At 67.6% G+C, this 23,319-nt stretch carries 20 protein-coding genes; 12 read left to right on the forward strand and 8 right to left on the reverse strand.

Annotation, left to right across the window (positions count from 1 at the left end; translation table 11 throughout):
- Window positions 1-11: 11 nt before the first annotated feature.
- The 4 genes from EV678_RS01350 to EV678_RS01365 all read left to right on the forward strand — a co-directional run bounded on the left by EV678_RS01350 (window position 12) and on the right by EV678_RS01365 (window position 4,567).
- Window positions 12-1,493 (forward strand): type IV pili methyl-accepting chemotaxis transducer N-terminal domain-containing protein, encoded by a 1,482-nt coding sequence (locus EV678_RS01350; RefSeq protein WP_130458234.1) that lies wholly within the window; start codon window positions 12-14, stop codon window positions 1,491-1,493.
- Window positions 1,494-1,646: 153 nt separating this feature from the next.
- Entirely contained in the window at window positions 1,647-1,955 is a 309-nt protein-coding gene (locus EV678_RS01355) for a c-type cytochrome (RefSeq protein WP_130458235.1), read from the forward strand.
- Between the two features lie 135 nt (window positions 1,956-2,090).
- Window positions 2,091-3,926 carry a sensor histidine kinase gene (locus tag EV678_RS01360; RefSeq protein ID WP_130458236.1) on the forward strand — a complete coding sequence of 612 codons (1,836 nt, stop codon included), beginning with the start codon at window positions 2,091-2,093 and terminating at the stop codon, window positions 3,924-3,926.
- Window positions 3,923-4,567, forward strand: a complete 645-nt coding sequence (locus tag EV678_RS01365; protein WP_130458237.1) for a response regulator transcription factor — start codon at window positions 3,923-3,925, stop codon at window positions 4,565-4,567. The genes EV678_RS01360 and EV678_RS01365 overlap by 4 nt, the downstream gene beginning before the upstream one ends.
- Before the next feature lie 6 nt (window positions 4,568-4,573).
- Here EV678_RS01365 and pdxR read toward each other — a convergent pair whose 3' ends face one another.
- Window positions 4,574-6,142 (reverse strand): MocR-like pyridoxine biosynthesis transcription factor PdxR, encoded by a 1,569-nt coding sequence (pdxR, locus tag EV678_RS01370; RefSeq protein WP_130458238.1) that lies wholly within the window; start codon window positions 6,140-6,142, stop codon window positions 4,574-4,576.
- 116 nt (window positions 6,143-6,258) lie between these two features.
- Here pdxR and EV678_RS01375 point away from each other — a divergent pair, with 116 nt between their 5' ends.
- On the forward strand, window positions 6,259-6,699 hold the full coding sequence (locus tag EV678_RS01375; RefSeq protein ID WP_130458239.1) for a carboxymuconolactone decarboxylase family protein: 441 nt from the start codon (window positions 6,259-6,261) through the stop codon (window positions 6,697-6,699).
- A 213-nt stretch (window positions 6,700-6,912) separates the two neighbouring features.
- Here EV678_RS01375 and EV678_RS01380 read toward each other — a convergent pair whose 3' ends face one another.
- The 4 genes from EV678_RS01380 to EV678_RS01395 all read right to left on the reverse strand — a co-directional run bounded on the left by EV678_RS01380 (window position 6,913) and on the right by EV678_RS01395 (window position 10,208).
- On the reverse strand, window positions 6,913-7,203 hold the full coding sequence (locus EV678_RS01380) for a hypothetical protein (RefSeq protein WP_014237150.1): 291 nt from the start codon (window positions 7,201-7,203) through the stop codon (window positions 6,913-6,915).
- Window positions 7,204-7,225: 22 nt separating this feature from the next.
- Entirely contained in the window at window positions 7,226-7,867 is a 642-nt protein-coding gene (locus EV678_RS01385) for a hypothetical protein (protein WP_130458240.1), read from the reverse strand.
- Between the two features lie 158 nt (window positions 7,868-8,025).
- Complete coding sequence (locus tag EV678_RS01390) at window positions 8,026-8,508, reverse strand: hypothetical protein (protein ID WP_130458241.1); 483 nt, start codon at window positions 8,506-8,508, stop codon at window positions 8,026-8,028.
- Window positions 8,509-8,804: 296 nt separating this feature from the next.
- Window positions 8,805-10,208, reverse strand: a complete 1,404-nt coding sequence (locus tag EV678_RS01395) for an NAD(P)H-dependent oxidoreductase (RefSeq protein ID WP_165397431.1) — start codon at window positions 10,206-10,208, stop codon at window positions 8,805-8,807.
- A 199-nt stretch (window positions 10,209-10,407) separates the two neighbouring features.
- On the opposite strand from EV678_RS01395, the gene EV678_RS01400 reads away from it, so the two are divergent.
- From EV678_RS01400 to EV678_RS01410, 3 genes are all read left to right on the forward strand, one after another.
- A complete protein-coding gene (locus tag EV678_RS01400; protein WP_130458243.1) occupies window positions 10,408-12,498 on the forward strand; it encodes a c-type cytochrome in 2,091 nt (696 codons plus the stop codon).
- A gap of 201 nt (window positions 12,499-12,699) precedes the next feature.
- Window positions 12,700-13,434 (forward strand): c-type cytochrome, encoded by a 735-nt coding sequence (locus EV678_RS01405; protein WP_130458244.1) that lies wholly within the window; start codon window positions 12,700-12,702, stop codon window positions 13,432-13,434.
- Between the two features lie 36 nt (window positions 13,435-13,470).
- Entirely contained in the window at window positions 13,471-14,424 is a 954-nt protein-coding gene (locus EV678_RS01410; RefSeq protein ID WP_130458245.1) for a c-type cytochrome, read from the forward strand.
- A gap of 100 nt (window positions 14,425-14,524) precedes the next feature.
- Here the strand turns inward: EV678_RS01410 and EV678_RS01415 are convergent, their stop codons facing one another.
- On the reverse strand, window positions 14,525-15,280 hold the full coding sequence (locus EV678_RS01415; protein ID WP_130458246.1) for an SDR family NAD(P)-dependent oxidoreductase: 756 nt from the start codon (window positions 15,278-15,280) through the stop codon (window positions 14,525-14,527).
- Window positions 15,281-15,413: 133 nt separating this feature from the next.
- Between EV678_RS01415 and EV678_RS01420 the strand changes: the two genes are divergently transcribed.
- Both EV678_RS01420 and EV678_RS01425 read left to right on the forward strand, forming a co-directional pair.
- Entirely contained in the window at window positions 15,414-16,331 is a 918-nt protein-coding gene (locus EV678_RS01420) for a LysR family transcriptional regulator (RefSeq protein ID WP_207222132.1), read from the forward strand.
- Window positions 16,328-16,510, forward strand: coding sequence for a hypothetical protein (locus tag EV678_RS01425; protein ID WP_130458248.1), 183 nt, complete (start codon window positions 16,328-16,330; stop codon window positions 16,508-16,510). The genes EV678_RS01420 and EV678_RS01425 overlap by 4 nt, the downstream gene beginning before the upstream one ends.
- Here the strand turns inward: EV678_RS01425 and EV678_RS01430 are convergent.
- Both EV678_RS01430 and EV678_RS01435 read right to left on the reverse strand, forming a co-directional pair.
- Complete coding sequence (locus EV678_RS01430; protein ID WP_165397432.1) at window positions 16,474-17,460, reverse strand: TraB/GumN family protein; 987 nt, start codon at window positions 17,458-17,460, stop codon at window positions 16,474-16,476. The two genes, EV678_RS01425 and EV678_RS01430, sit on opposite strands and share 37 nt — an antisense overlap.
- A 112-nt stretch (window positions 17,461-17,572) precedes the next feature.
- A complete protein-coding gene (locus EV678_RS01435; RefSeq protein ID WP_130458250.1) occupies window positions 17,573-18,427 on the reverse strand; it encodes an alpha/beta hydrolase in 855 nt (284 codons plus the stop codon).
- A 313-nt stretch (window positions 18,428-18,740) separates the two neighbouring features.
- On the opposite strand from EV678_RS01435, the gene EV678_RS01440 reads away from it, so the two are divergent.
- Complete coding sequence (locus tag EV678_RS01440) at window positions 18,741-22,505, forward strand: autotransporter outer membrane beta-barrel domain-containing protein (RefSeq protein WP_165397433.1); 3,765 nt, start codon at window positions 18,741-18,743, stop codon at window positions 22,503-22,505.
- A 72-nt stretch (window positions 22,506-22,577) separates the two neighbouring features.
- Entirely contained in the window at window positions 22,578-23,264 is a 687-nt protein-coding gene (locus EV678_RS01445) for a class I SAM-dependent methyltransferase (RefSeq protein WP_130458252.1), read from the forward strand.
- Window positions 23,265-23,319: the final 55 nt, after the last annotated feature.

Below are 23,319 nucleotides of genomic sequence, written 5' to 3' on the forward strand. Positions count from 1 at the left end.
CGGAATCGCCCATGTTCAGTCCCAAGGAAAGCCGACGCTGCAGCCGGGAGCTGCTGTCGGACATCCCCCTCTTCAACGGCCTGGCCGACAGCGTGACGGACCAGCTGCTGGCCGCCAGCCGGGTCGTCTCCATTCCCGCCCACACCCAGATCTTCTCCGTGCAGAGCCCGGTCAAGGAAGCCTTCGTCCTGGTGCGCGGCACCCTGCGCCGCAGCACCCGCCTGGCCGGCGAGGTGGAGAAGACCCTGGAACTGATCCAGAGCCCCCAGCTCCTGGCCCCCGGCGAAGTGTTCGGCGCCGAGCGCTACACCTCCCAGTGCGAGAGCCTGGGCAGCAGCCTGATCCTGGTCATCGACGCCTGGCGCCTGCGCGCCATCGTGCAGCAGGACCTGCCCCTCAGCGACCGTCTCATCCAGCTCCTGGCCCTGCGCCTGCGCAGCACGGAATGCGACGTCACCAGTTACCACTACGGCCTCTCCGCCACCCAGCGGGTCCTCGACTACCTGCTGGCCCAGGGCGGCGAAGCCCTCAAGTCCGCTGGCGAAACGCCGGTGACCCTGCGCCCGAGCAAGAAAATGATCGCCGCCCGCCTGGGCATCACCCCCGAGTCCTTCTCCCGCTGCCTGCGGGAGCTGATCGACCTGGGCCTGATCGTGGTGGACGGGCGCGTCCTCTACATCCAGAACGCCGCCCTGCGGGATTACGAGAACGGCAACCCGGAGCGGCGCATGAGCTTTTCCCGGCGCGAGCGGGCCGAGATCATCCGTCCCCGCAAGAAGCTGTCCGCCGGCGCCCTGGTCAATCTCTGCGGCCGCCTGCGGGTCCTCTCCCAGCGCCTGGCCACCTCCTGGGCCATGATCGCCACCGGCCTGCCGCCGGCCAAGTACCAGGTGCGCCTGCGGGCCCTGGTGGGGGATTTCGAGCGGGTGGACAAGCGCCTCGACGGCCTGGCGCTGGCGCCCCAGGTGGGCGAGCGGCTGCAGGCGGTGCAGGCCATCTGGCCCGCCTACCGGGAAGCCCTGCTGGGCAGCGCCACCCCGGCCGAGGCCGCCGCCGTGCTGGGGCTCAGCGAAAAGATGCTGGAGGCCACCGACGCCATGACCAAGGCCGCCGAACTGTGCGGCGAAACCCCGGACGCCCACTACGTGAACACGGCCGGGCGCAACCGCATGATCTCCCAGCGGGTGTGCAAGCTCTTCCTCTTCTGGGACTGGCCCGGCTGCGAAGACCTGGGGGAGCCGGCCCTGACCGAATCGGTGCGGGAATTCGCGCGCAACCTGACCGAGCTGCAGCAGAACAGCCACGGCGTGGCCGAGCTGGCGCTGCAGCTGAAGGAGGTGGACGCCCAGTGGCAGGTCTTCATCGCCTCCCTGCTGCCCGACCTGTCCCGGGCCCGGCGCACCCACCACGCCCGGGTGGTGTTCACCGAAGGCGAGCGCCTGCTGCGCCTGATGGATACCACGGTGAAGCTCTACGAGCGGCTAGGCAAATGAGGCCCGCCCGCCGTTCTTGACCGGGATCAAGCCTGCACTTCGCCAACTGACTGGTAATAAAGGATTATTTCCAGGCCGCCGGCCGCAGCGCGAAAAACTTGCCCGGGTCGGCACAGTGCCGCTTTCCAACCACTACACCGAAGGAAGCGTGCCATGAAATCCGCCCACCTCTCCCTGCTGGCCCTCGGCGGCCTGCTCCTGCTGGGCAACGCCCAGGCCGACGAAGCCCTGGCCAAGGCCAAGAACTGCATGTCCTGCCACCAGGTGGCGGTGAAGGTGCTGGGCCCCGCCTACAAGGATGTGGCCGCCAAGTACAAGGGCGACGCCGGCGCCGTCGACAAGCTGGCCGCCAAGATCAAGGCCGGCGGCAAGGGCGTTTGGGGCGAAGTGCCCATGCCCCCCAACAATGTCACCCCCGACGAAGCCAAGAAGCTGGCGACCTGGGTCCTCTCCCTGAAGTAAGCCCTCGGCCTTGTCCGGCGGACCTCGGCGCCCTCCCGTCGCCCGGTCCGCCTTCCCGCCTGCCTGTCCGGCAGGTCTGGTCCAAGCCCGGCCCTGGACGCCCCTTCGGCGCCTGCCCCGGCTACAATCCGGGCCATGCCTGCCTGCCGCCGTACCCCTTTCTCCGCTTTTCTTCCCGCCTCCCTCGCGCCGGCCCTGGGCCGCTGCGGCGCGCTCCTGCTGCTGGGCCTGTGGGCCGCTGCCGCCGGCGCTGCGGACATCCGCCTCGGGGTGCTGGCCTGGCTCGGCTCGGAAGAGGCCGAGGTGCAGTGGAAGCCCCTGGTACAGGAACTGGAGCGGCGCCTGCCGGGCCACCGCATCCAGTTGCGCCAGTACGACCTGGATGAACTGTCCCAAGCCCTGCAGGGCGGGGAGGTGGAATTCGTCGTCACCAACCCGGGCCACTACGTCGCCCTGGAGGCGGAGCACGGCATCAGCCGCATCGCCACCCAGGTTTCCGCCCCCTCCCAGGACCCGGCCCACGTGGTCGGCTCCGCCGTGGTGGTGCTGGAGCGGCGGCGCGACCTGCGCCGCCTGGAAGACCTGCGCGGCGCCACCCTGGCGGCGGTGGCGGAGGATGCCTTCGGCGGCTACCAGCTGATCTGGGCCGAACTGCTCCGCCACGGCCTGGACCCGGAGCAGGGCCAGCCCCGACCCCTGTTCACCGGCTTCCCCATGCCCCGGGTGGTGGAGGCGGTGCTGCGCGGCGAGGCCGACGCCGGCGTGCTGCGGGCCTGCCTGCTGGAGCGCCTGGAGAGGGAAGGGACGGTGCCGCCCGGCCGCCTGCGGGTGCTCTCGCCCCGGGCCGACGTGGGCCATTGCGGCGTCACCTCCACCCTCTACCCGGGCTGGGCCTTCGCCGCCGCCCGGGGCACCGACCCGGCCCTGTCCCGGGCCGTGCTGCTGGCCCTGCTCTCCCTGCCGGCGGACGAGGGCGGCCAGACCTGGAGCGTGCCCGCCGACTACCATCCGGTGCACGAGCTGTTCCGCGAATTGAAAATCGGCCCCTACGCCTTCCTGCGGGAGACCGGCTGGGATGCCCTGTGGCACCGCTACTGGCCCTGGGCGGCGGGGCTGGCGCTGCTCCTGCTGGGCGGCGGCCTGTACACCCTGCGGGTGGAGCATCTGGTGCAGCGGCGCACCCGGGAACTGAGCTCGGCCCTGGCCGAGCGGCACCGGCTGGAGGCCACCCTGCGCTCCGGCCAGGAGCAGATGGACCATCTCTCCCGCCTCTCCATCCTGGGGGAACTGGCCGGCACCCTGGCCCATGAACTGAACCAGCCCCTGGCCGCCATCGGCAACTACGCCCGCAGCCTGCTGCGCCGCCAGCAGGCCGGCAACCTGACGCCCGAGGCCCTGCAGCAGGCGGCGGCGGAGATCGCCAGCGAATCGGAGCGGGCCGCCGGCATCCTGGGCGGCATCCGGGCCTTCGCCCGCAAGCGCAGCCGGGTGCGGCAGCCCTGCGACCTGGCCCAGCTGGTGCGGGAGAGCGCCGACCTGCTGCGGGGCATCCAGGCCAAGGCCCCGGCCATCGCCCTGGAAGACGCCCTGCCGCCCGGCGGACGCCAGGTGCTGGCGGACCCGCTGCAACTGCAGCAGGTGCTGCTCAACCTCTTCAAGAACGCCTGGGACGCCCAGGAGGCCGTCGGCAGCGACGCCCCCATCGCCGTCAGCCTCAGCGCCGGGGAAGGGCGCTGCCGCGTCGCCGTGCGGGACCACGGCGGCGGCCTCAGCCCCGAACTGCAGCAGCGCCTGTTCGAACCCTTCTTCACCACCAAGCCCGACGGCCTGGGCCTGGGGCTCTCCATCTGCAAGACCATCATCGAGGCCCACGGCGGCGAACTGGCGGCCGCCGCGCCTGCCGACGGCCCCGGCCTGGTTCTGCACTTTTCCCTGCCCCTGGCCGCTGACGGCGAAAGCACGCCCCCATGAACACCACTGCCACGCCCCCGGTCATCCACGTTGTGGATGACGAAGCCCCCTTCCGCCGCTCTCTCCTGTTCCTGCTCGAATCCGTGGGCTGGCAGGCGGTGGGCCACGAATCGGCGGAAGCCTTCCTCACCGCCGCCCCCGCCTTTCCCGCCGGCGGCGGCTGCCTGGTGCTGGACATCCGCATGCCCCGGGTCAGCGGCCTGGAGCTGCAGCGGCGCCTCAAGGCCGGCGATCCGGCCGCCAATCCCTTCCCCATCATTTTCATGACCGGCCACGGCGACGTGGAACTGGCGGTGCAGGCCATGAAGGAGGGGGCCGTGGATTTCCTGCAGAAGCCCTTCAAGGACCAGCAGTTCCTCGACACCGTGGAGCGGGCCGTGCAGCTGAGTCTGGAACGCCACGCCGCCAGCCGCCGCCACCAGGAGGCCCGGGAATGCCTGGAGCGCCTCTCGGCCCGGGAGCGGGAAGTGGCGCGGCTGCTGGCCCTGGGCCAGGCCAACAAGGAAGTGGCGCGGGCCCTGGGCATCAGCGAAAACACGGTGCACGTGCACCGTCAGCACGTCATGGAAAAGACCGGCACCGGCAGTGCCGCCGAACTGGCCCGGCTCATCCTGCGGGCCGACCCGGCCGGGCTGGACTGAGAGTCGTCAGACGCCGGCGACTGCCTGGCCCCTGTTGCCGGCCGCTGCCGCGTTGAAGGATTCCAGCACCGGCGCCATGGTGGCCACGCCGCGCCGGATCGCCGCCTCGTTGCAGGCAGAGAACCCCATCACCAGCCCCGGCGGCGCCGGCTGGCCCATGCCGTAGAAAGAGATGGGGCGGGCTTCCACGCCCCAGGCGCCGAGGGCCGCGGCCACCGCCCGGTCGTCGCTGCCCCGGGGCAGGAGCGCGGTGGCGTCCAGGCCGGTGGTGATGGGCAGCACCGTCAGCAGGCCGTCGAGCTGGGTGGCGCACTCGTGCTGGAAGCAGGCGGCCCGCTCGCCGTAGAGGCGGCGCATCTGGCGCAGGTGGCGGGCGAAATGGCCTTCGCCGATGAAGGCGGCCAGCACCGCCTGGGGCAGGATCGGGGCGTGGCGCACGGTGAGGGAAATGGCCGAGGCGAAGGGTTCCGCCAGCCATTCGGGCACCACCGCGTAGGCCAGGCGCAGGGCGGGAAAGAGCAGCTTGCTGAAGGTGCCCAGGTAGATCACCCGGTCGTGGCGATCCAGGCTTTTCAGGGCCGGCAGGGGCGCTCCGTCGAAGCGGTACTCGCCGTCGTAGTCGTCCTCGATGATGATCCGCCGGCCCGCTTCGGCCCAGGCCAGCAGGGCCAGGCGCCGCTCCAGGGGCAGGGTGCCGCCCAGGGGCGACTGGTGGGCGGCGGTGACGTAGGCCAGTCGGGCCTCCTCTGCCGTCGGCAGGGCGTCGGTGCACAGGCCCAGCCGATCCACCGGCACGCCCTGCACCCGGGCGCCGCCCAGCTCGAACAGGCGAGCCGCTCCGGGATAGCCCGGGTCTTCCACCAGGGCCGTATCGCCCGGGTCCAGCAGCAGGCGGGCGCACAGATCCAGGGCCTGCTGGGCGCTGGACAGGATCATCACCTGGCCCGCATGGCAGTCGATCCGCTGGGAATAGCGCAGGTGCTCGGCGATGGCGCGGCGCAGGGGCTGGTGGCCGGCACCGTCGCCGTAGCCCATGTCGTCGGGCCGCAGGCCGCGCCCCTGCTGGTGCGTGAGGCGCTGCCAGAGGGCGTGGGGAAAGGCCCCCAGGTCCGGCTGGTTGGGGCTGAAGGGCCGCCCCAGGACCATGCCCTCCCGGGAGAGGAAAGGGCTGTTCGCCAGCAGTTGTCCCTGGCGCGACAGCCGGGGGCGCTTAGTTGCAGCATCGTCCGTCCCTGCCGTGTCGGCGGCGGCAGCACGGGCAATGCCCGGGGCGGCGCTGGTCCGGGGCTGCGCCGTGCCGGCCGCGGCGATGGGCAGGGCCGCAGCCACGGTGGTGCCGCTGCCGGTGGCGCCGCTGAGATAGCCTTCGGCGATCAGTTGGTCGTAGACGGCCACCACGGTGCCCCGGGAGATGGCCTGCTGGCGGGCGAAATCCCGGGTGGAAGGCAGGCGGCACCCCGGCGCCAGGCGCCCGGCCAGGATCGCGGCCCGCAACTCCCCGCACAGCCAGCGTTGCAGGGTCACGCCCTCGGCCCGGGGAGCCAGGGCCAGCTCCAGTTCTGCGGCACGTTTCATGGAAAGTGGACCAATCGAATGGTCGATAAATGGACGTATGCATCGTACCACCGGCCCATTAGGATGGCCTCATCCTGCAGCGCGGGATTCCCCCAACTCTCCCAAGGATGGAAACCATGGAACAACGCTTCGATATCGGCAAACTGATCCCCGACGGCTACAAGGCCATGTTCGGCGTGCACACCTACGTCCAGGGCGCCGGCCTGGACCTGGGCCTGCTCGAACTGGTGCGCCTGCGCGTCTCCCAGATCAACGGCTGCGCCTTCTGCGTCGCCATGCACGTGCCCCTGGCCCGCAAGTACGGCCTCAGCGAAAACCAGATCAACCTGGCCGCCACCTGGAAGGAAGCCCCAGTCTTCGACCCCCGCCAGCGCGCCGCCCTGGCCTGGGCCGAAGCCGTCACCGCCCTCAGCGGCCAGGAAGTGCCGGACGCCATCTACGAAGAGGTCAAAGCCCACTTCAGCCCGGTGGAAATCGCCAACCTGACCCTGTGCGTAGTCGAAATCAACGGCTGGAACCGCCTCATGGTCGCTTCGCGTACGCCGCCGTTGCTGTAGGCCGGAGCCGGAAAGCAAAAAAGCCAACCCTGGGGTTGGCTTTTTTGTTGGGGCTGATTGCCGCTAGGCACTGGCGTGGTTTTAGGGCTGCTACTCTCAAACATAGAAGAGAGCATCGCATTCTCGGTATTCCCACGAGCAAGGCGATTCCATTCGCGGAGCGACTGAGCGTCATGTTAGAGCGCATTAAGCCGCCAGCTTTGAATGCGCAAGTCAAGGTGCGATCTTTCTTTTTAGGTTTGTGATTACCACTTGAACCGAATGGTTCTTGCGATCTACACGCGCTGAACTGATAACGATTGTATCTTTGGGATTGTCCGCTGCCACGTACAACTCAAAGATTCTGTCATCGCCATCGAAGACCGTTCCAAGTGTGAGATTGGCCTCCCATTCCTTGGGGGGCGACTCGTATTCCTCCAGCGCTTTGTGCGAGGCAACCCGGGCGAGCTCCTGAAGTTTGTCTAGCTCCTTCGGGACAGCGTCTGTACGATTGGCGGGCGGCATGGGTGTGCGCTTGACCGAAGGATTAGCTATTTTCTTTAACGTTAATCAAAGCAGATTGAACTAAGGCGGAACGCAATTCGGTTAGTTCTTCAGTGCCAAGAACTTGCCGCAAACCTCGAATGACCGTAGATATTGCGAGATCTGCTGATAATGGTTGTCCTTGCCATTCTGGTCCCATGTTTTCTTGCCCAAGAACATCTGCAAGGGTTTTGTACATTTCTTCGATTTTCTGTTGCCGATCTTCGGCACGTTCAGCGTTACGTAGATACCAATCGCTTGCGCCAATCTTCCGTAGAGCACCCTCAAATTTTTGAAGGTCTGAATCGAGATCATTGGTTAGCCAGACGGCGTGTTTATTTCGAATTTGAAATAGCGTTGAGGCGTGCGGCAAAACATTTTCTGTTGGTCCTTCGCGAAACAAGGTGCCAAGCGTAGCAAACACCTCTTGAACGTACTCTTCACAAAAGATCACATGTTTATCAAAGGCAACATCCGCCATGTGGGAGCTGGCCCCAATAGCAAACTGATGCTCGGAAGCTTGAAGAATCAATTGACGTTCGTGTGCAGCTTGATCCCGTAAAGTCTGAACCAATGCAGCAACGAGTGAGCCAACGAGAGGAACGGCGGCAAGCTGCTGGATAAGCTCCCCATGTGGCAGCAACACATAAGCCGCAGCCGATCCCAAGAATACGACAGTAAGTACAGCGTAGAGGGGCTTTGGGGCTAACGTTTGATGTGAGGGGTCGCCGCATCGGCGAAGCCGGGAAGGGAGGCCACAAGCGTAGCTTGCGGCCTCCCTTTTGACGGAATTGTTAGCGAATTTCACGGTAGATTAGAAAGAACAATTTTTTGAAGAGTCGCTAGTTTTTTTGACGGATCCTTGCCTGATAACGGTGAAATAGAGACGTTTGGCAAGGGTGAAAAATAAGACGATATTTCAGGAAGCTGGAGTCGAGCGTGCTCACACCATTTGTACTCAATAGGAATCACGATCACATTGTCTCTTGCGTACAAATTATTAATTATTTTCGCGGATAAGTTTTGTGGTTCTTTTGTGGGGCAAAAGGCAGAAAAAATATACTTTGGCTCGATTCCATTTTTACCCAGCTCTTCTATTCTCTTTTCATAGGCATCTTCATAGCCATCTTTTCCAAGGTCATCATTTGATTGTGGAAGAACAAGAAAGTCATGGTCTCCAAAAGAATATGTGCTGCCTTTGTGGAATCGACTTCTCGAAAACAACTGCTTAATCAAATAAGTTTTGCCCCAGTTTTGAAAACCCGTGAGTAAGAAAACTTTGCGCATGACTATCCTATTCGCTAACGTGAAGTGATGGCATAACTGCCATATAAGCCGGCGGAATGCCGTATAAGCAGAAAATAGTGGCAGCCTGGGAGGCTTTCATATGCAGAATTTCGTTAGATTGGCAGCAATGCCGCGAGGATAGATGGCAGCCATAAGTGGCACCTGTTCAACGTCGCGATGATTTTGCCAGTCGGTCAGCTAAATGTCATTTTTATGAGCTTTCCCAACGACTTCATGGGGACGCTTTTCCCCACGTCTCCTTCGGTTTCGTTCAATCCCATCTGTGGCCCGCCAACTCAGCCCCCATCCCCCAGCGGCTTCTCCTCCCGCTTCAACTCATGGGGCCTGGCTCCCAGGTCGTTCCACGGGGTGCCGTGGCTGCGGGCCTGGGTGAACCAGCGGAGTTTGGCGGCCAGGCGGAACAGCCAGGCGGGGAGGAGGGGGCGGGCCATGGAGGCACTGGCTTCGGGGGGGATGCCGCGGCCGGCGGCCAGGGCCGGGGCGGCTTGGCGGAGGGCGGCGATCTGCTTGCGGAACATGAAGCCCATGCTGGCCAGGGGCTTGCCGTGCAGCACTTCGCCGGCGCCCATGGCCAGGCCGCCGGCCCAGCCGAGTCCGGCGTTGTGGGCGAAGCGGCGCAGCTGGGCCATGGCGGAGCGGTTGTGGGCTGCTTCCGGGTAGCCGCTGTTGAGCAGGCCTGCGACCCGCTGCAGGCGGCCGGGCTGGGCGGCGATCTGTTCCAGGGCCTTGAGGACCAGGCCCGGCAGGCCGTCCACGTAGAGGGGGGCGGACACCACCAGCAGCTCGGCTTCGCCCAGGGCGGCCAGGGCGGCGTCGGCGCGGCGGCCGGGCTTGATGAAGTCGATGACGTGCACCAGGGTGACGGCGACGCCCTGCCGTTCCAGGTTTTCCGCCAGGCTCCGGGCCAGGGATTCGGAGGTGCTTTCGCCCTTGGGCCGGGCACTGCCCACCAGCAGGGCGGCGCGCTGCACCGGCGCCGGCGGCAGGGCCGGGTCCGGCGCGCAGGCCCGGGCCAGGGCGTCCGCCGGCGGGTGGTGGGGGAAGGGTTCGCCGTCGCTGCCGGCCAGGGCCTGGGCGAAGCGGGCGGCCAGGGCTTCCTCCCAGGGGGCGGTGGCGGGGGCCAGCACCAGGGTGTGGAAACGGGGGGCCATGAGGTTGATGGCGTTGCCGCCGGCGAAGGCGGCGAACAGTTCCCGGGCCGCCGCATCGGGCGCGGCTTCCAGGCCGACGAAGAGCATGGCCGGGTAGCGCTCGTAGCGGGGCTGGTGGCGGGTGACGCCGACCGATTCGTGGAAGAAGGGGTGGATCACGCCCAGCAGCCGGTCCAGGGCGCCCTTGAGGGAGGGCCGGTAGCCGCCGTGGAAGAGGGGCGTCACCATCACCGCCAGGTCGGCCTGCTGGAAGGCCTTGGCGATGGCGTTGGCGTCATCCTGGGTGCGGCACAGGCCGGGGGTCTTGGTCCAGCATTCGAAGTCGCCCAGGCAGGGGGCCAGGCGCACCTCTTCCAGGCGGAAGCGGCTGATCAGGGCGCCGCTGTCGGTGGCCAGGGCGGCCAGCCGGTCGGCCACCCGGCGGTCGGGGCCGTCGTCGTCGGGGGTGGCGTCGAGGATCAGGATGCGGCGGTCGGCGGCGGGTGTGGTGGGCGGCTGCATGGGCGGACGGGGGAATGGAATTGGCATGATGTTGCCATGATCCCGAGGCCGGGGAAATGGCGATGTGCAGCAGGGAGGGCAGGTCGGGGCGCCCAGGACAAGCGGTTTAGGCAGCCGCCGGCAATAGTGACTTTCGGTTATGGCCCTAACCGGATATCCGAATAGGCGCGGTGGGGCGCCCTCCCTAGACTTGACCCCAAACAAACCAAGTACAGGGAGTACAGCCATGACCCATGTCCCATCCGTGCCTGCAGGGGCGCCGGCCGGCGCCTTGACGCGCCTGTGGCGCAGCGCCGCAGCCACCTTCCTCCTCTCCGCCCTGGCCGCCGCCGGCCTGGGCCGGGCCGAAGCCGCCGATGCCGGCCAGATCGCCCGGGGCGAATACCTGGCCCGCCTGGGCGACTGCGTTGCCTGCCATACCGCCGAAGGCGGCAAGTCCATGGCCGGCGGCCGGGAACTGGCCACGCCCTTCGGCGTGCTCTTCTCTACCAACATCACGCCGGACAAGGAAACGGGCATCGGCAACTACACCTTCGCCCAGTTCGACCGGGCCATGCGCAAGGGCGTGGCGGCGGACGGCCACAACCTCTACCCGGCCATGCCCTATCCCTCCTACGCCAAGATGACCGGCGAGGACATGCAGGCCCTCTACGCCTACCTGATGCAGGGCCTGGCGCCGGTGAAGCAGGCCAACAAGCCCACCGCCATGCGCTGGCCCTTCAACCAGCGCTGGGGCCTTTCCCTGTGGAACTGGGCCTTCCTCGACGCCACGCCTTTCCAGCCCGACGCCGGCAAGGACGCCACCTGGAACCGGGGCGCCTACCTGGTCCAGGGTCTGGGCCACTGCGGCGCCTGTCACACGCCCCGGGGCATCGCCTTCCAGGAGAAGGCCATGAGCGACGCCGGCAGCAAGGGCAAGCACTTCCTCGCCGGGGAGACCGTGGAATCCTGGCGCGCCCTGAGCCTGCGCGGCCTGTGGACGGTGGAGGACACCGCCCTGTTCCTCAAGACCGGGCAGAACCGCTTCGCCACCGCCTCCGGCAACATGGCCGAGGTCATCCACCACAGCACCCAGCACGTGAAGGACGAGGACCTGGTGGCCATCGCCACCTATCTCAAGTCCCTGCCCCCGGGCGAGCATGAGCTGCCGGCCCCCAGCGTGCCCCGCAGCGAGGTGGCGGGCAAGGTGCCGGGCAATCTCTTCAACTCCCGCGGCGGCCTGGCCTACGTGCAGTTCTGCGGCGACTGCCACCGCCAGGACGGCAACGGCGTCAGCAAGATCTTCCCGCCCCTGGCCGGCAACCCGGCGGTGACGGCGAAGGACCCGGCCACCCTGCTGCACATCACCCTCACCGGCTGGAAGACCGCCTCTACGGCGGCCCATCCCCGGGTATTCACCATGCCCGGCTTTGCCCGCCTCAACGACCAGGAACTGGCCGAGCTGATCACCTTCGTCCGCAGCAGCTGGGGCAACGGCGGCGAAGCCGTGACCGCCTCCCAGGTGAAGAAGATGCGGGCCGAAGTGGTGAAGCAGGACCCCAAGGCCATCGACAACAGCAAGTTCGAGACGCCGCGTCTGGCCGACATGCTGGCCAAGCCCAACGCCGAACAGCTGGTGCGCGGCATGCGTCTGCACCTGGAAACCAAGGACCTGCTGCCCAACCATGTGGGTGACCAGCTCAACTGCACCAGCTGCCACCTCAATGCCGGCACCGTGGCCGACGGCTCGCCCTTCGTCGGCGTCTCCGCCTTCTTCCCCAGCTACGCGCCCCGGGCCGGCCGCATCATCACCCTGGAGGACCGCATCAATGGTTGTTTCAAGCGCTCCATGAACGGCAAGCCCCTGCCCGTGGAGTCGGCGGACATGAAGGCCATGGTCGCCTACTTCGACTGGATGAAGGGCGCCACCAAGCCGGAAGACAAGGTGCCGGGGCGCGGCATCGGCAAGATCGACCGTTCCCTGAAGCCCAACAGCGACAACGGCAAGAAGATCTACGCCGAGCAGTGCGCCGTGTGCCACGGCGAGAACGGCGAAGGCCTCAAGTCCGCCGACGGCAAGATGGTCTATCCGCCGCTGTGGGGCGACGAGTCCTTCAACATCGGCGCCGGCATGGCCCGCACCTATACCGCCGCCGCCTTCGTCAAACGCAACATGCCCATCGGCTTCCACGGCAAGTTCCCCCTGGGCCAGGGCGGCCTCTCCGACCAGGAGGCCCTGGACGTGGCCGAGTACTTCAGCCACCAGCCCCGCCCGGACTTCCCCGAAAAGGTGAAGGACTGGCCCAATGGCAAGAAGCCGGAGGACGCCCGCTACTGAGGCCCCCCCTTCATCCAGCTTTCCGACCCGCCTTGAGCCTGAGGCTGCCGCCCCCTCCCGGGGCGGCTTTTTTCCGGGGGGCGGATCGAGATTGACGTAGCCGAGGAGAAACCCGACTCCCAGCCATCTGCATATGCATTCAGAATAGAGAGCGCCCGACCGCTCCGTCACTCATTCCCGAACTTCGAGAGGAGATACCCCATGAGAAAACTGATTACCCCGCTGCTCTCCGGCCTCCTGTTGCTGCCGGCGCTGCTGCCCCTGTCGGCCCAGGCTGTCGACGGCAGCGACATCATGCAGAAGGGCGGCGCCAATCCGGCGGCCATGCCCTGCATCACCTGTCACGGCACCGACGGCAAGGGCATGGCCGCCGCCGGCTTTCCGCGCCTGGCGGGCCTGCCCGAGGCCTACATCGCCAAGCAGCTGGCCGATTTCAAGGCCGGCCGCCGGGAGAATGCGGTGATGCAGCCCATCGCCCAGTCCCTCACGCCTGAGGAAGTGGCGGCCGTGGCCAAGGCCTACGCCGAGCTGCCCAAGGTCAATATCAAGCCCGGCCCGGTGGAGCGGCCCCAGCCCGGCAGCGGCGCCTGGATCGCCCTGCGCGGCGCCTGGGAGCGCAACATCCCCGAATGCACCCTGTGTCATGGTCCCGCCGGCGTCGGCGTGGGCGACACCTTCCCGCCCCTGGCAGGCCAGTCCGCTCTCTACATCGAGAACCAGCTGAAAGCCTGGCGCGGCACCAAGGCCGTGGCCGCGACCCGCAAAACCAAGGCGGTGGCCGCCGTGCCGCCCAGCCGCCGCAACGACCCCAACGGGCTCATGGCTCACATCGCCGTGGATCTGAGCGAAGCCGAGATCAAGGCCGTGTCCGACTATTTCGCCGGCCTGGGGGAATCCAAGGAAGCCTTCGACGAAAGCCAGCATCGCCTGCGCTGAGACGAACGTTCCCCCTACATCGAAAGGATTCCCGCCATGAAAAACGCCAAGATTCTTGCCGCCCTGCTGGGCAGCATCTGCCTGTTCGCCGGTATCGCCCAGGCAGCCGACACCGCCAACACTCTCCGTAATTCCCGCCTGGACGACCAGACCCAGCTGCCCAAGGCCCCGGCCAAGCCGGTGAGCCAGCAGTACTTCCAGCCCCCGGCCGACACCGACATTCCCAACAACGCCTTCGGCGAGTTGGTGCGCCGGGGCCAGGACCTGTTCATGAACACCAAGGCCCTGGCGCCCGAATACGTGGGCAACGAGATGAACTGCGTGAACTGCCACATCGACCGGGGCCGCAAGGCCAACTCGGCGCCCCTGTGGGCGGCCTATCCCATGTATCCGGCCTACCGCAAGAAAAACAACAAGGTGAATACCTATGTGGAGCGCATGCAGGGCTGCTTCCAGTTCAGCATGAACGGCAAGCCGCCGGCGGCCGACAGCGAAATCCTCACCGCCCTCACCACCTACGCCTACTGGCTGTCCACCGGCGCCCCCACGGGCAAGGCCCTGCCGGGACGGGGCTTCGACGAGCCGCCGCCGCCCAAGGGCGGCTACGACATCGCCCGGGGCAAGGCGGTCTATGAGAAGCAGTGCCAGCTGTGCCACGGCGAAAACGGCGAGGGCAAGAAGGTGGGCGTCACCTCCGTCTTCCCCGCCCTGTGGGGCAAGGACTCCTACAACTGGGGCGCCGGCATGCACCGCATCAACACCGCCGCCGGCTTCATCCAGCACAACATGCCCCTGGGCCGGGGCGAGACCCTCTCGGACCAGGAGGCCTGGGACGTGGCCGCCTACATCAATTCCCACGAGCGGCCCCAGGACCCGCGCCTGGTGAACGGCAGCATCGACGAGACACGCAAGCGCTACCACGCCGACGACGGTGTCAATCTCTACGGCGTGGTGGTGAACGGCAAGAAGCTGGGGCAGGGCGTGCAGTAGGCCCGGCCGTTTCCCTTATCCCCAACCCCCGGAAAGGGGCCATGACAGCCCCCTTTCCTTTTCGCAGCCGTACCGCTCCAGGGACGGCTGTTTTTTTGGCTCAGAGGAACATGCCGCCGGAAGCCTCGATGCGCTGGGCGGTGATCCAGCCCGTCTCCTCCGACAGCAGGGCGGCCACGGCATGGCCGATGTCGTCCGGCTGGCCGACCCGGCCCAGGGCGGTCTGGGCGGCGATGAAGGCGTTGAGCTGGGCGTTGTCGCGCACGGCGCCGCCGCCGAAGTCGGTCTCGATGGCGCCGGGGGCCAGCACATTGACGGCGATGCCCCGGGGCCCGAGTTCCTTGGCCAGGTAGCGGGTCAACACCTCGATGCCGCCCTTCATGCTGGCGTAGGCGGCGTAGCCGGGCAGGGCGAAGCGGGCCAGGCCGGTGGAGACGTTGAGGATGCGCCCGCCGTCGTTGAGCAGGGGCAGCAGGGCCTGGGTGAGGAAGAAGGGCCCTTTCAGGTGGGTGTTCATGAGCAGGTCGAACTGGGCCTCCGTGGTCTCGGCGAAAGCGGCGTTGATGCCCATGCCGGCGTTGTTCACCAGGAAGTCGAAACGCTCCCGCCGCCAGGTCCCGGCCAGGGCCTGGCGCACCGCCTCGGCGAAGGCGGGGAAGCCGGCGGCTTCATCTACCGCCAGGGGCAGGGCCATGGCGCGGCGGCCCAGGGCCTCGATCTGGGCGACGACGGCAGCTGCCTCGTCGGCCCGGCTGCGGTAGGTGAGGATGATGTCCACGCCGCGGGCGGCGAGCTTGAGGGCGGCGTTGCGGCCCAGGCCCCGGCTGCCGCCGGTGATGAGTGCGATCTTGGTCATGTCTGGCTCCTTGAAGATGGGGGAGGGCCGGCCCTGGGGCCGACCGTGGAAGCCAGTCTATTGATCGAAAAGTTCCGGATAAATACGCTTGATTTGTTTAGACTGTTCGTCATTCATAGACAATGAGGGCGCCATGGACCAGCTCGACGCCATGCAAATCTTCCTGCGGGTGGCTGAACTGGCCAGCTTCACCCAGGCCGCCGACAGCCTGGGCCTGCCCAAGGCCAGCATTTCCGCCGCCGTGCAACGGCTGGAGAGCCAGCTCGGCGCCCGCCTCCTGCACCGCACCACCCGCCGGGTGCAGCTGACCCAGGACGGCCAGGCCTACTACGAGCGCAGCCGGGACCTGCTGGCGGACATGGAGGAACTGCAGACCATGTTCCGCCGCGACGAAGCCCAGCTCAGCGGCCGCCTGCGGGTGGACATGCCGGCCGGGACGGCGCGCCACGCGGTCATGCCCCGGCTGCCGGAGTTTCTCGAACGGCACCCGGGGCTGGAGGTGGAAGTGAGCAGCACCGACCGCCGCGTGGACCTGGTGCGGGAAGGCTTCGACTGCGTGCTGCGGGTCGGCGCCCTGGGGGATTCCTCCCTGGTGGCCCGACCCCTGGGCCAGCTGCGCCAGCTCAACCTGGCCAGCCCGGCCTACCTGGAACGGCACGGCACGCCCCATTACCTGGAAGACCTGGCCGCCCACCGGCTGATCCATTACGTCCCCATCCTGGGGGGCAAGTCCCCCGGCTTCGAATACGTGGACGGGGCCGGGGAGCTGCGCCGCATCCCCATGGCCGGGGCGGTGACGGTGAACAATTCGGACGCCTACACCGCCGCCTGCCTGGCCGGCCTGGGCCTCATCCAGGTGCCGCTGGCGGGCATGCAGGCCCTGCTGCAGGCTGGTCTGCTAGTGCCGGTGCTGCCCGGGTTCAACGCCCCGCCCATGCCGGTGCATCTCCTCTATGCCAACCGCCGCCACCTGCCGCGCCGGGTGCGGGTCTTTATGGACTGGCTGGTGGAGGTGATGGCGGACTATGCCGGCGGCGAGGCGGCGGGATGAGGGCGGTGCTGGGGCAGGAAGCGGTGATGCAGGAGGCGGTGATGCAGGAAGCGGTGATGCAGGAAGCGGTGATGCAGGAAGCGGTGATGCAGGAAGCGGTGATGCAGGAAGGAGCGGGCCACCTGAGCCGCCCCGGCCGCCTTCAGGGCCGGGCGAAGTCGATCCGTTCCACCGTGTAGCCCTTCTTCTGCATCAGGGCGGGCAGGCCGGTGGGGCCGAACAGGTGCAGGCTGCCGACGCCGGCGAAGACCCGGCTGCCCTGGCGGTGCAGCTGGTCGATGCGTTTGGCCATGTCCGGGTTGCGCTCGTTGAGCAGGCGCTGCATGGCCTTGCGTTCCACCGGCGTTTCCATGCACTCGCACCAGGCGGGATAGTCCGCCATGGTGGCGTAATCCCCTTCCTCCCAGGCCTTGGCCAGGCGCCTGAGGGCGCCCAGGGCCTTCTCCGACTCCAGGGAATTGAGGCTGGCCTCGACGAAGGCCTGGGTCTCCCGGGGCGTCTTCATGTGCAGGGCTTTCATCTGCAGTTCCGGCTCCTCCAGGGAAACCACCGGGCGCTTGGTGCCGTGGCCGAAGCCGGCCAGCATCACGTCCAGGGCGTAGGCCGGGTCCAGCCCTTCCTTCTTCGCCAGCATCACCGTCAGGGTCACCACCTGCAGTTCCGGCGACAGGGCGGCGATGGCGGCGTAGGGCAGGCAGGAGGCCTCTGCCTGGCGACGGATCCGCTCCTGCAGTCCGGCCGGCAGCTTGGGCCCCTTGCGGAACAGCATCAGCTGCTGGATGCGGGCGGCGATGGCCGGGTCGAGCACGTCCATCTCCAGGGCCACCGTGTCCGTCTCCGCCATGGCCCGGCGCATCAGGGGGCCCGGGTAGAGCCATTCCTGCTTGCCCACGTGGACCGTGCCGTAGAGGTAGGAGGCCCGCCCGTCCTTCTCGATGCGCCAGAGAAAGCCATGGTCCCGGGCGTTCTTCAGGTATTCCCGGGTCTCCTCCGCCGAGGGCGGCGCGTGCTGGGTGGCGGGGCAGTCCGGCGGCGTCTGGGCCAGGCCCTGGAAGGAGAGGAGCAGGGCGACGGCAAACAGCAGGGCCCGGCAGCGGGCGCGAGGCGACAGGCGTGAGGTATGAGACATGGCGGGAAACATGGCGGGCGTGGCGGTGTTGGCAGATTGCGGCAAAGGGGAATCGGCATTGTCCCCCGACCGGGGGCGTTGGCAAGTGCGGCTGGGGGGCTGGCAGCCGGCCTCAGGGCAGGGGCTTGCCGTTGCTCCTGGGGCCGAGGGGAAATTCCGGTGTCTGGCGCGGATCGGGCCAGCCCTGGCCGTGGCTGGCCTCGGGCACCAGCTTCAGGTTTTCCTGCCGCGGCCCCAGCAGGGCCGCCGGCCAGCGGCGGGCCAGTTCCGCCGGCATCACCGTGTCCCGCCCGCCGATCCAGTGGATCTGGGAGATGGCGGCAAGCCGCTGTGCCCGGTCGGCCGGGTTGAGGGAAGTATCGAGGGGCGTCAGCCGGTGGAAGGTGGTCCATGCCCGGTGGTCCAGATTGCCGGCGATGGTCACTAGGCGGATCACGTCGCTGCGGCGGGCCGCCAGCAGGGCGGCAACGGCGCCGCCACCCGAGTAGCCCACCAGCACCAGGGTGCGGGCCTCCTGGTGTGCCTTCAGCTGGTCTAGGGCCCGGTCCATGGCGTCGATCACCTCCGGCGCGAAGCGGCCGTCGGTCCAGTAGCGCTGCGCGCAGGGGGCAGCACCGGACTCGGCGTACTGGCAGGGCCGGGCCAGGTAGGCCGCCTTGCCTTCCCGCTGGGCCAGGGCCAGTTGCAGCAGCAGGGGCGAGACCGGGGTGGGGTCGGCCGAGGGCTGGCTGGGATTGAGCCAGGCCAGGCCGTCGCCCTCGATATACACCGCCAGGGTGTCCCCCTGGCGGGGCGTCACGGGTTCGTAGGTGCGCAGGGTGAAGGGCGCTGCCGTGAGCGTGCCTTTCTGCCATTGCCTGGCGGCCGCCAGGTTGTCGGCATGGTCCTGCCGTTCGCGGGGCGAGGGCAGGGCGGTGCAGGCGCCCAGGGCCAGGCTGAGGAGGACGAGCACGAATCGGTATTTCACGGACATGGGTATCGGTGCGGAGTGGTCAGGCGAAAGCCCGATGATGGCATGAAAATGTCATCGTGGCGGAGCCATCTGGCGTAATCGGGGCGCATAAGGCGCGTCTTTACAAAAAAATAACAGGAAATGACAGCTTCAAGCTTCTGACATTTGTTTACAATCGCGACGACATAACGCAATGGCATTGTCTGGCGGCGTGGGGATTCGCGCCGGGCCGCAGTCGGTAGCCGCCGCCGTTGCGCCAGGTCCCTCGTGTGCGCCGAGTTGCCGGCCCGCATTTTTCTTGCCCGTTCTCGTTTCAGGTCCATTGATGATGAATAAGTACCTTCCGGTGAAGCTGGCCCGGTGCGGCCCCCTGTGTGCCTTCGTTCCCGAGCGGCGCAAGACACTGGCTGCCGCCATCCAGGCCTGCTTCGGTGTCGACTCGCGGCGCTGGCTGGCGACCCTGTGCCTGTCCCTCGGCATGCCCGCGGCCCAGGCCGTCAACGGCAACTGGAACGGCAGCGTCAGTTCCGACTGGGCGACGGCGGGCAACTGGGCCTGGTCCGGCGCTGTACCCACCGCCGGTGACGACGCCCTGGTCAGCGTGGCTACCGGCAATACCCCGATCATCGGCTCCGCCACCGCCGCCCATGCCAACACCGTGGTGGTGGGCGGCGGCAGCAACGGCGTCCTGACCATCCTGGGGACCCTCAATTCCGCATCCGGCCTGCTCGGCAACAACCTGGGCACGCCCACCACCTCCGGCAGCGTCACCGTCTCCGGGAGCGGCGCCAACTGGAGCAACAGCGGCGATCTCCATATCGGCAACTACGGCGTCGGCGTGCTCAATGTGCAGGGCGGCGCCAGCCTTTCGGCGGGCAACTTTTACCTGGGTTCCACCAGCGGTACCAACGGCAGCCTGATCCTGAGCGGCAACGGTTCCACCGCCACCAGCGGCGGCTACGCCTTCATCGGCAACTCGGGAACGGGCACCCTCAACGTGGGCAGCGGCACCACCCTGACCAGCGCTTCCGGCGGCGTTCTCGGCCTGTATGGCGGCAGCAGCGGCACGGCCACCATCAACGGTACCTGGAACATGGGTAGCGGCAATCTGGTGGTGGGCAGCGGCGGCCAGGGCAACCTGACCATTTCGGCCGGCGGCGACGTCAGCAACGCGGTCGGCAGTATCGGCAGCGCCAGCAACGGCCTGACCAGCAGCGTCACCGTGATCGGCGCCGGCAGCTCCTGGACCAACAGCGACCGTCTTTTCGTCGGCGTCTACGGCAAGGGCCAACTCGACATTCTCTCCGGCGCCACAGTCAGTAGCGGCGATACGGCCCTGGCCCGCTACGCCGGCTCCACCGGCACCGTCAACGTCAGCGGCGCAGGTTCCTCCTGGGGGATCGGCGGTTCCCTGCGGGTGGGCGGCGACATCACCGATGCCGCCAATCCGGGCGGCACCGGCACCCTCAATATCTCGAGCGGCGGCCTGGTGACCAGCTCCGCCGGCAGCATCGGCGACAGCCAGAATGCCGTCGGTAGCGTCACCATCGACAACGCCGCCTGGAACATTTCCGGCCGCCTGGGCGTGGGCAACTTCGGCAAGGGCACCCTGACGGTGCAGAACGGCGGCACCCTGACCTCCACCGGCGGTCTGGTGGGCTGGCAGAGCAGCAGCACCAACAACTCGGTGCTGGTGACGGGCACCGGCTCCACCTGGACCATGAGCGGCCACCTCTACGTGGGCAACGAAGGCCAGGGCACCATGACCATCAGTGCCGGCGGCAAAGTGACTAATGTGGACGGCTTCATCGGCACTGTCGGCAACGGCGTCAGCGAAGTGACCGTCACCGGCAGCGGCTCCCAGTGGGAGAACCAGGGCGACCTCTTTGTGGGTCAGAGCAGTGGCGGCAAGGGCAAGCTCGCCATCGGCAATGGCGCTACGGTGACCTCGGTGCAGGCCATCCTGGGCGACCTGGCCGGCACCACCGGCACGGCGGTGATCACCGGCAGCGGCTCTTCCCTCACCGCCAGCGGCGACTTCAACGTGGGCCGTTTCGGCACCGGCTCCCTGACTCTCGGCAGCGGCGGCACCCTCAGCAGCGACCGGGGCTATGTGGCCAACGAGGCCGGCTCCACCGGCACCGTGCTCATCAGCGGCAGCGGTAGCGGCTGGACCACCACCGGCACCCTGCATGTCGGTTCCCGGGGTGATGGCAGCCTGGTGCTCAGCGACGGCGGCGACATCACCGCCGGCAGCCTGGTCATCGCCCACAGCGCCGGCAGCACCGGCACCCTCAGCATCGGCGCCGAGGAGGGCAGCGCCGCGGCGGCGGCCGGCACCATCCACAGCGGCAGCATCACCCTGGGCGCCGGCGACGGCACCCTGGTGCTCAACCATACCGACAGCAACTACCTGCTCTCCTCCGTCATCGCCGGCACCGGCGATATCAAGGTGCTGGGCGGCACCACCGTGCTGACGGCGGTTAACACCTTTACCGGCAGCACCAGCATCGCCTCCGGCGCCGGCCTCTCCCTGGCCGACAGCGCCGCCCTGGGCGGCAATGTGACGGTGGCCCACGGCGGCACCCTGACTGTCGGCCAGAGCAATGTGGGCGGCAACATCAGCAATTCCGGCACCCTCTCGGTGCCCGAACAAAGCGGCAGCTACAAAACTCTCAGCGTCGGCGGCAACTACACCCAGGCTGGCAACGGCACCCTGCGCCTGGGCGTCAATGGCACCGGCGCCGGCCAGTACAGCCAGCTTTCCGTCACCGGCAGCGCCAGCCTCAACGGCACCCTGGCGGTGGACGTGGCCAGCGGCAGCCCCCTTACCCTGGGGGACCGCCTCAACTCCGTGATCACCGCCACCGGCGGCGTTTCCGGCCAGTTCTCCAGCATCACCGACAACAGCACCCTGTTCAACCTGAGGGCGGTGTACGGCAGCAACGATGTGGACCTGCTTCTGGTGGCCGCCAGCAACAACGCCGTCAGCAGCGCCCTGCAGAGCACCGGCAACAGCCAGGGCGGCGGCGCCGGCGCCGTGCTCGATGCCCTCATCGCCCAGAACCCCACCAGCCAGCTGAGTCTGATGTTCGCGCCCCTGACCTCCGCCAGCGAAGTCTCCCGGGCCGTTTCCCAGAGCCTGCCCCTGCTCACCGGCAACAACGTGCTGGCCTCCCAGAGCGTCATCGCCAACGTGGGCCAGCTGATCAACAACCGGGTGGCCGCCGTCACCGGCATGGCCTCCGGCGACAGCCAGTTCGCCGACCGCCAGTTCTGGATCAAGCCCTTCGGCTCCCGCGCCACCCAGGCCGACAGCAACGGCTCCGCCGGCTACCACGCCAGCACCGCCGGCATGGTCTTCGGCCTGGACGGTCAGGTGTCCGACGCCGACCGCCTGGGCGTCGCCCTGGCCTATGCCGACGCCAGCGTGGACAGCCGCTCCGCCGTCGCCCCCCACAACGCCAGCGTCAAGCTCTACCAGCTGATCGGCTACGGCAGCCGCAACCTGGCGCCCGGCACCGAACTGAGCTGGCAGGTGGACGGGGGCTACAACAGCAACCGGGGCACCCGCGACATCCGCTTCGCCGGCGTCTCCGCCCATTCCAAGTTCGACACCTACACCGCCCACGCCGGCCTGCGCCTGACCCGCAACCTGACGCTCTCCGAGCGCACCGTGGTGGCGCCCTCCGTGGGCCTGGACTACGCCTGGATGCGCAACGCCAGCTACCAGGAAAGCGGTGCCGGCGCCCTCAACCTGCAGGTCAAGCGCCAGGACGTGGAGCAGATTCTCCTCTCCGCCGACGCCCGGCTCTCCCACCGCCTGGACAACGGCATCAACCTTCTCGCCAACCTGGGCGCCGCCTACGACCTGCGCAACCAGCAGGCCGCCGTCACCGCTGCCTATGCCGGCGCCCCGGGCTCCTACTTCATCACCAACGGCGTCGAGTCCGACCCCTGGATCGTCCGTGCCGGCCTGGGCCTCTCCAAGCTCACCGCCGGCGGCCTGGAGATCATCGGCCGGGTGGACGGCGAACACCGCCAGGGCTTCAACAACCGCAGCGCCTCCGTCAATCTGCGCTGGGCCTTCTAAGGCCGGCGCAGGGGATTGGCGCTTTTGCTTTCACCGTCAAAAGGCTGAGGGGCGGTATGGGATAATTCGCCCATGCAACCCGCACCCCATGCTGCCTTTCAGACTCCCGACGCGGTAGACAAGTACGCCGAAGGGCCCCGGCGCAACGTTCCCGGCTATCTCAGCCTGCTGCCGATGACCCGCCTCCTCATTGAGGAGCGGGTGGCCGGGCAGGGGCGGATTCTTGTGGTGGGTGCCGGCGGCGGGCTGGAACTGGAAGACTATGCCCGAGCCCATCCCGGCTGGCAGTTTGACGGGGTCGATCCCAGTGGGCCCATGCTGGAACTGGCGGCCCAACGGCTCAGCCCGTTTTCTTCCCGGATCGCGCTACACCAGGGCTATGTTCAGGATGCGCCGCAAGGCCCCTTCGATGCCGCCACCTGCCTGCTGACCTGCCACTTCGTACCCCGAGAGCAGCGCCTGCCGATGCTGCGGGAGATTCGCTGCCGCTTGAAACCCGGGGCCCCGTTTGTCGTTGCCCATCTCAGTGCCGAGGCCGAGCAGAAACGGCGGGATATCTGGATGTCCCGCTATGCTGCCTTTCTGACCGCATCTGGCAGCAGTCCGGAACAGGCCCAGGCCACCCGGGAAAAGGTGGAGCGCGAGCTGACCATTCTCAGTCCCGAGGAGGACGAAGGAATCCTGCGCGAGGCCGGTTTCCACGATGTGCAGCTGTTTTACGTCGGCTTTGCCTTCCGTGGCTGGGTGGCCTATGCCTGAACGCCAACACCGCCAGGGCCGCCACTACCGCAGCGCCGCCTTCAATCTGCGCTGG

The sequence above is a fragment of the Azospira oryzae genome (assembly GCF_004217225.1).
Taxonomy (GTDB): domain Bacteria; phylum Pseudomonadota; class Gammaproteobacteria; order Burkholderiales; family Rhodocyclaceae; genus Azospira; species Azospira oryzae.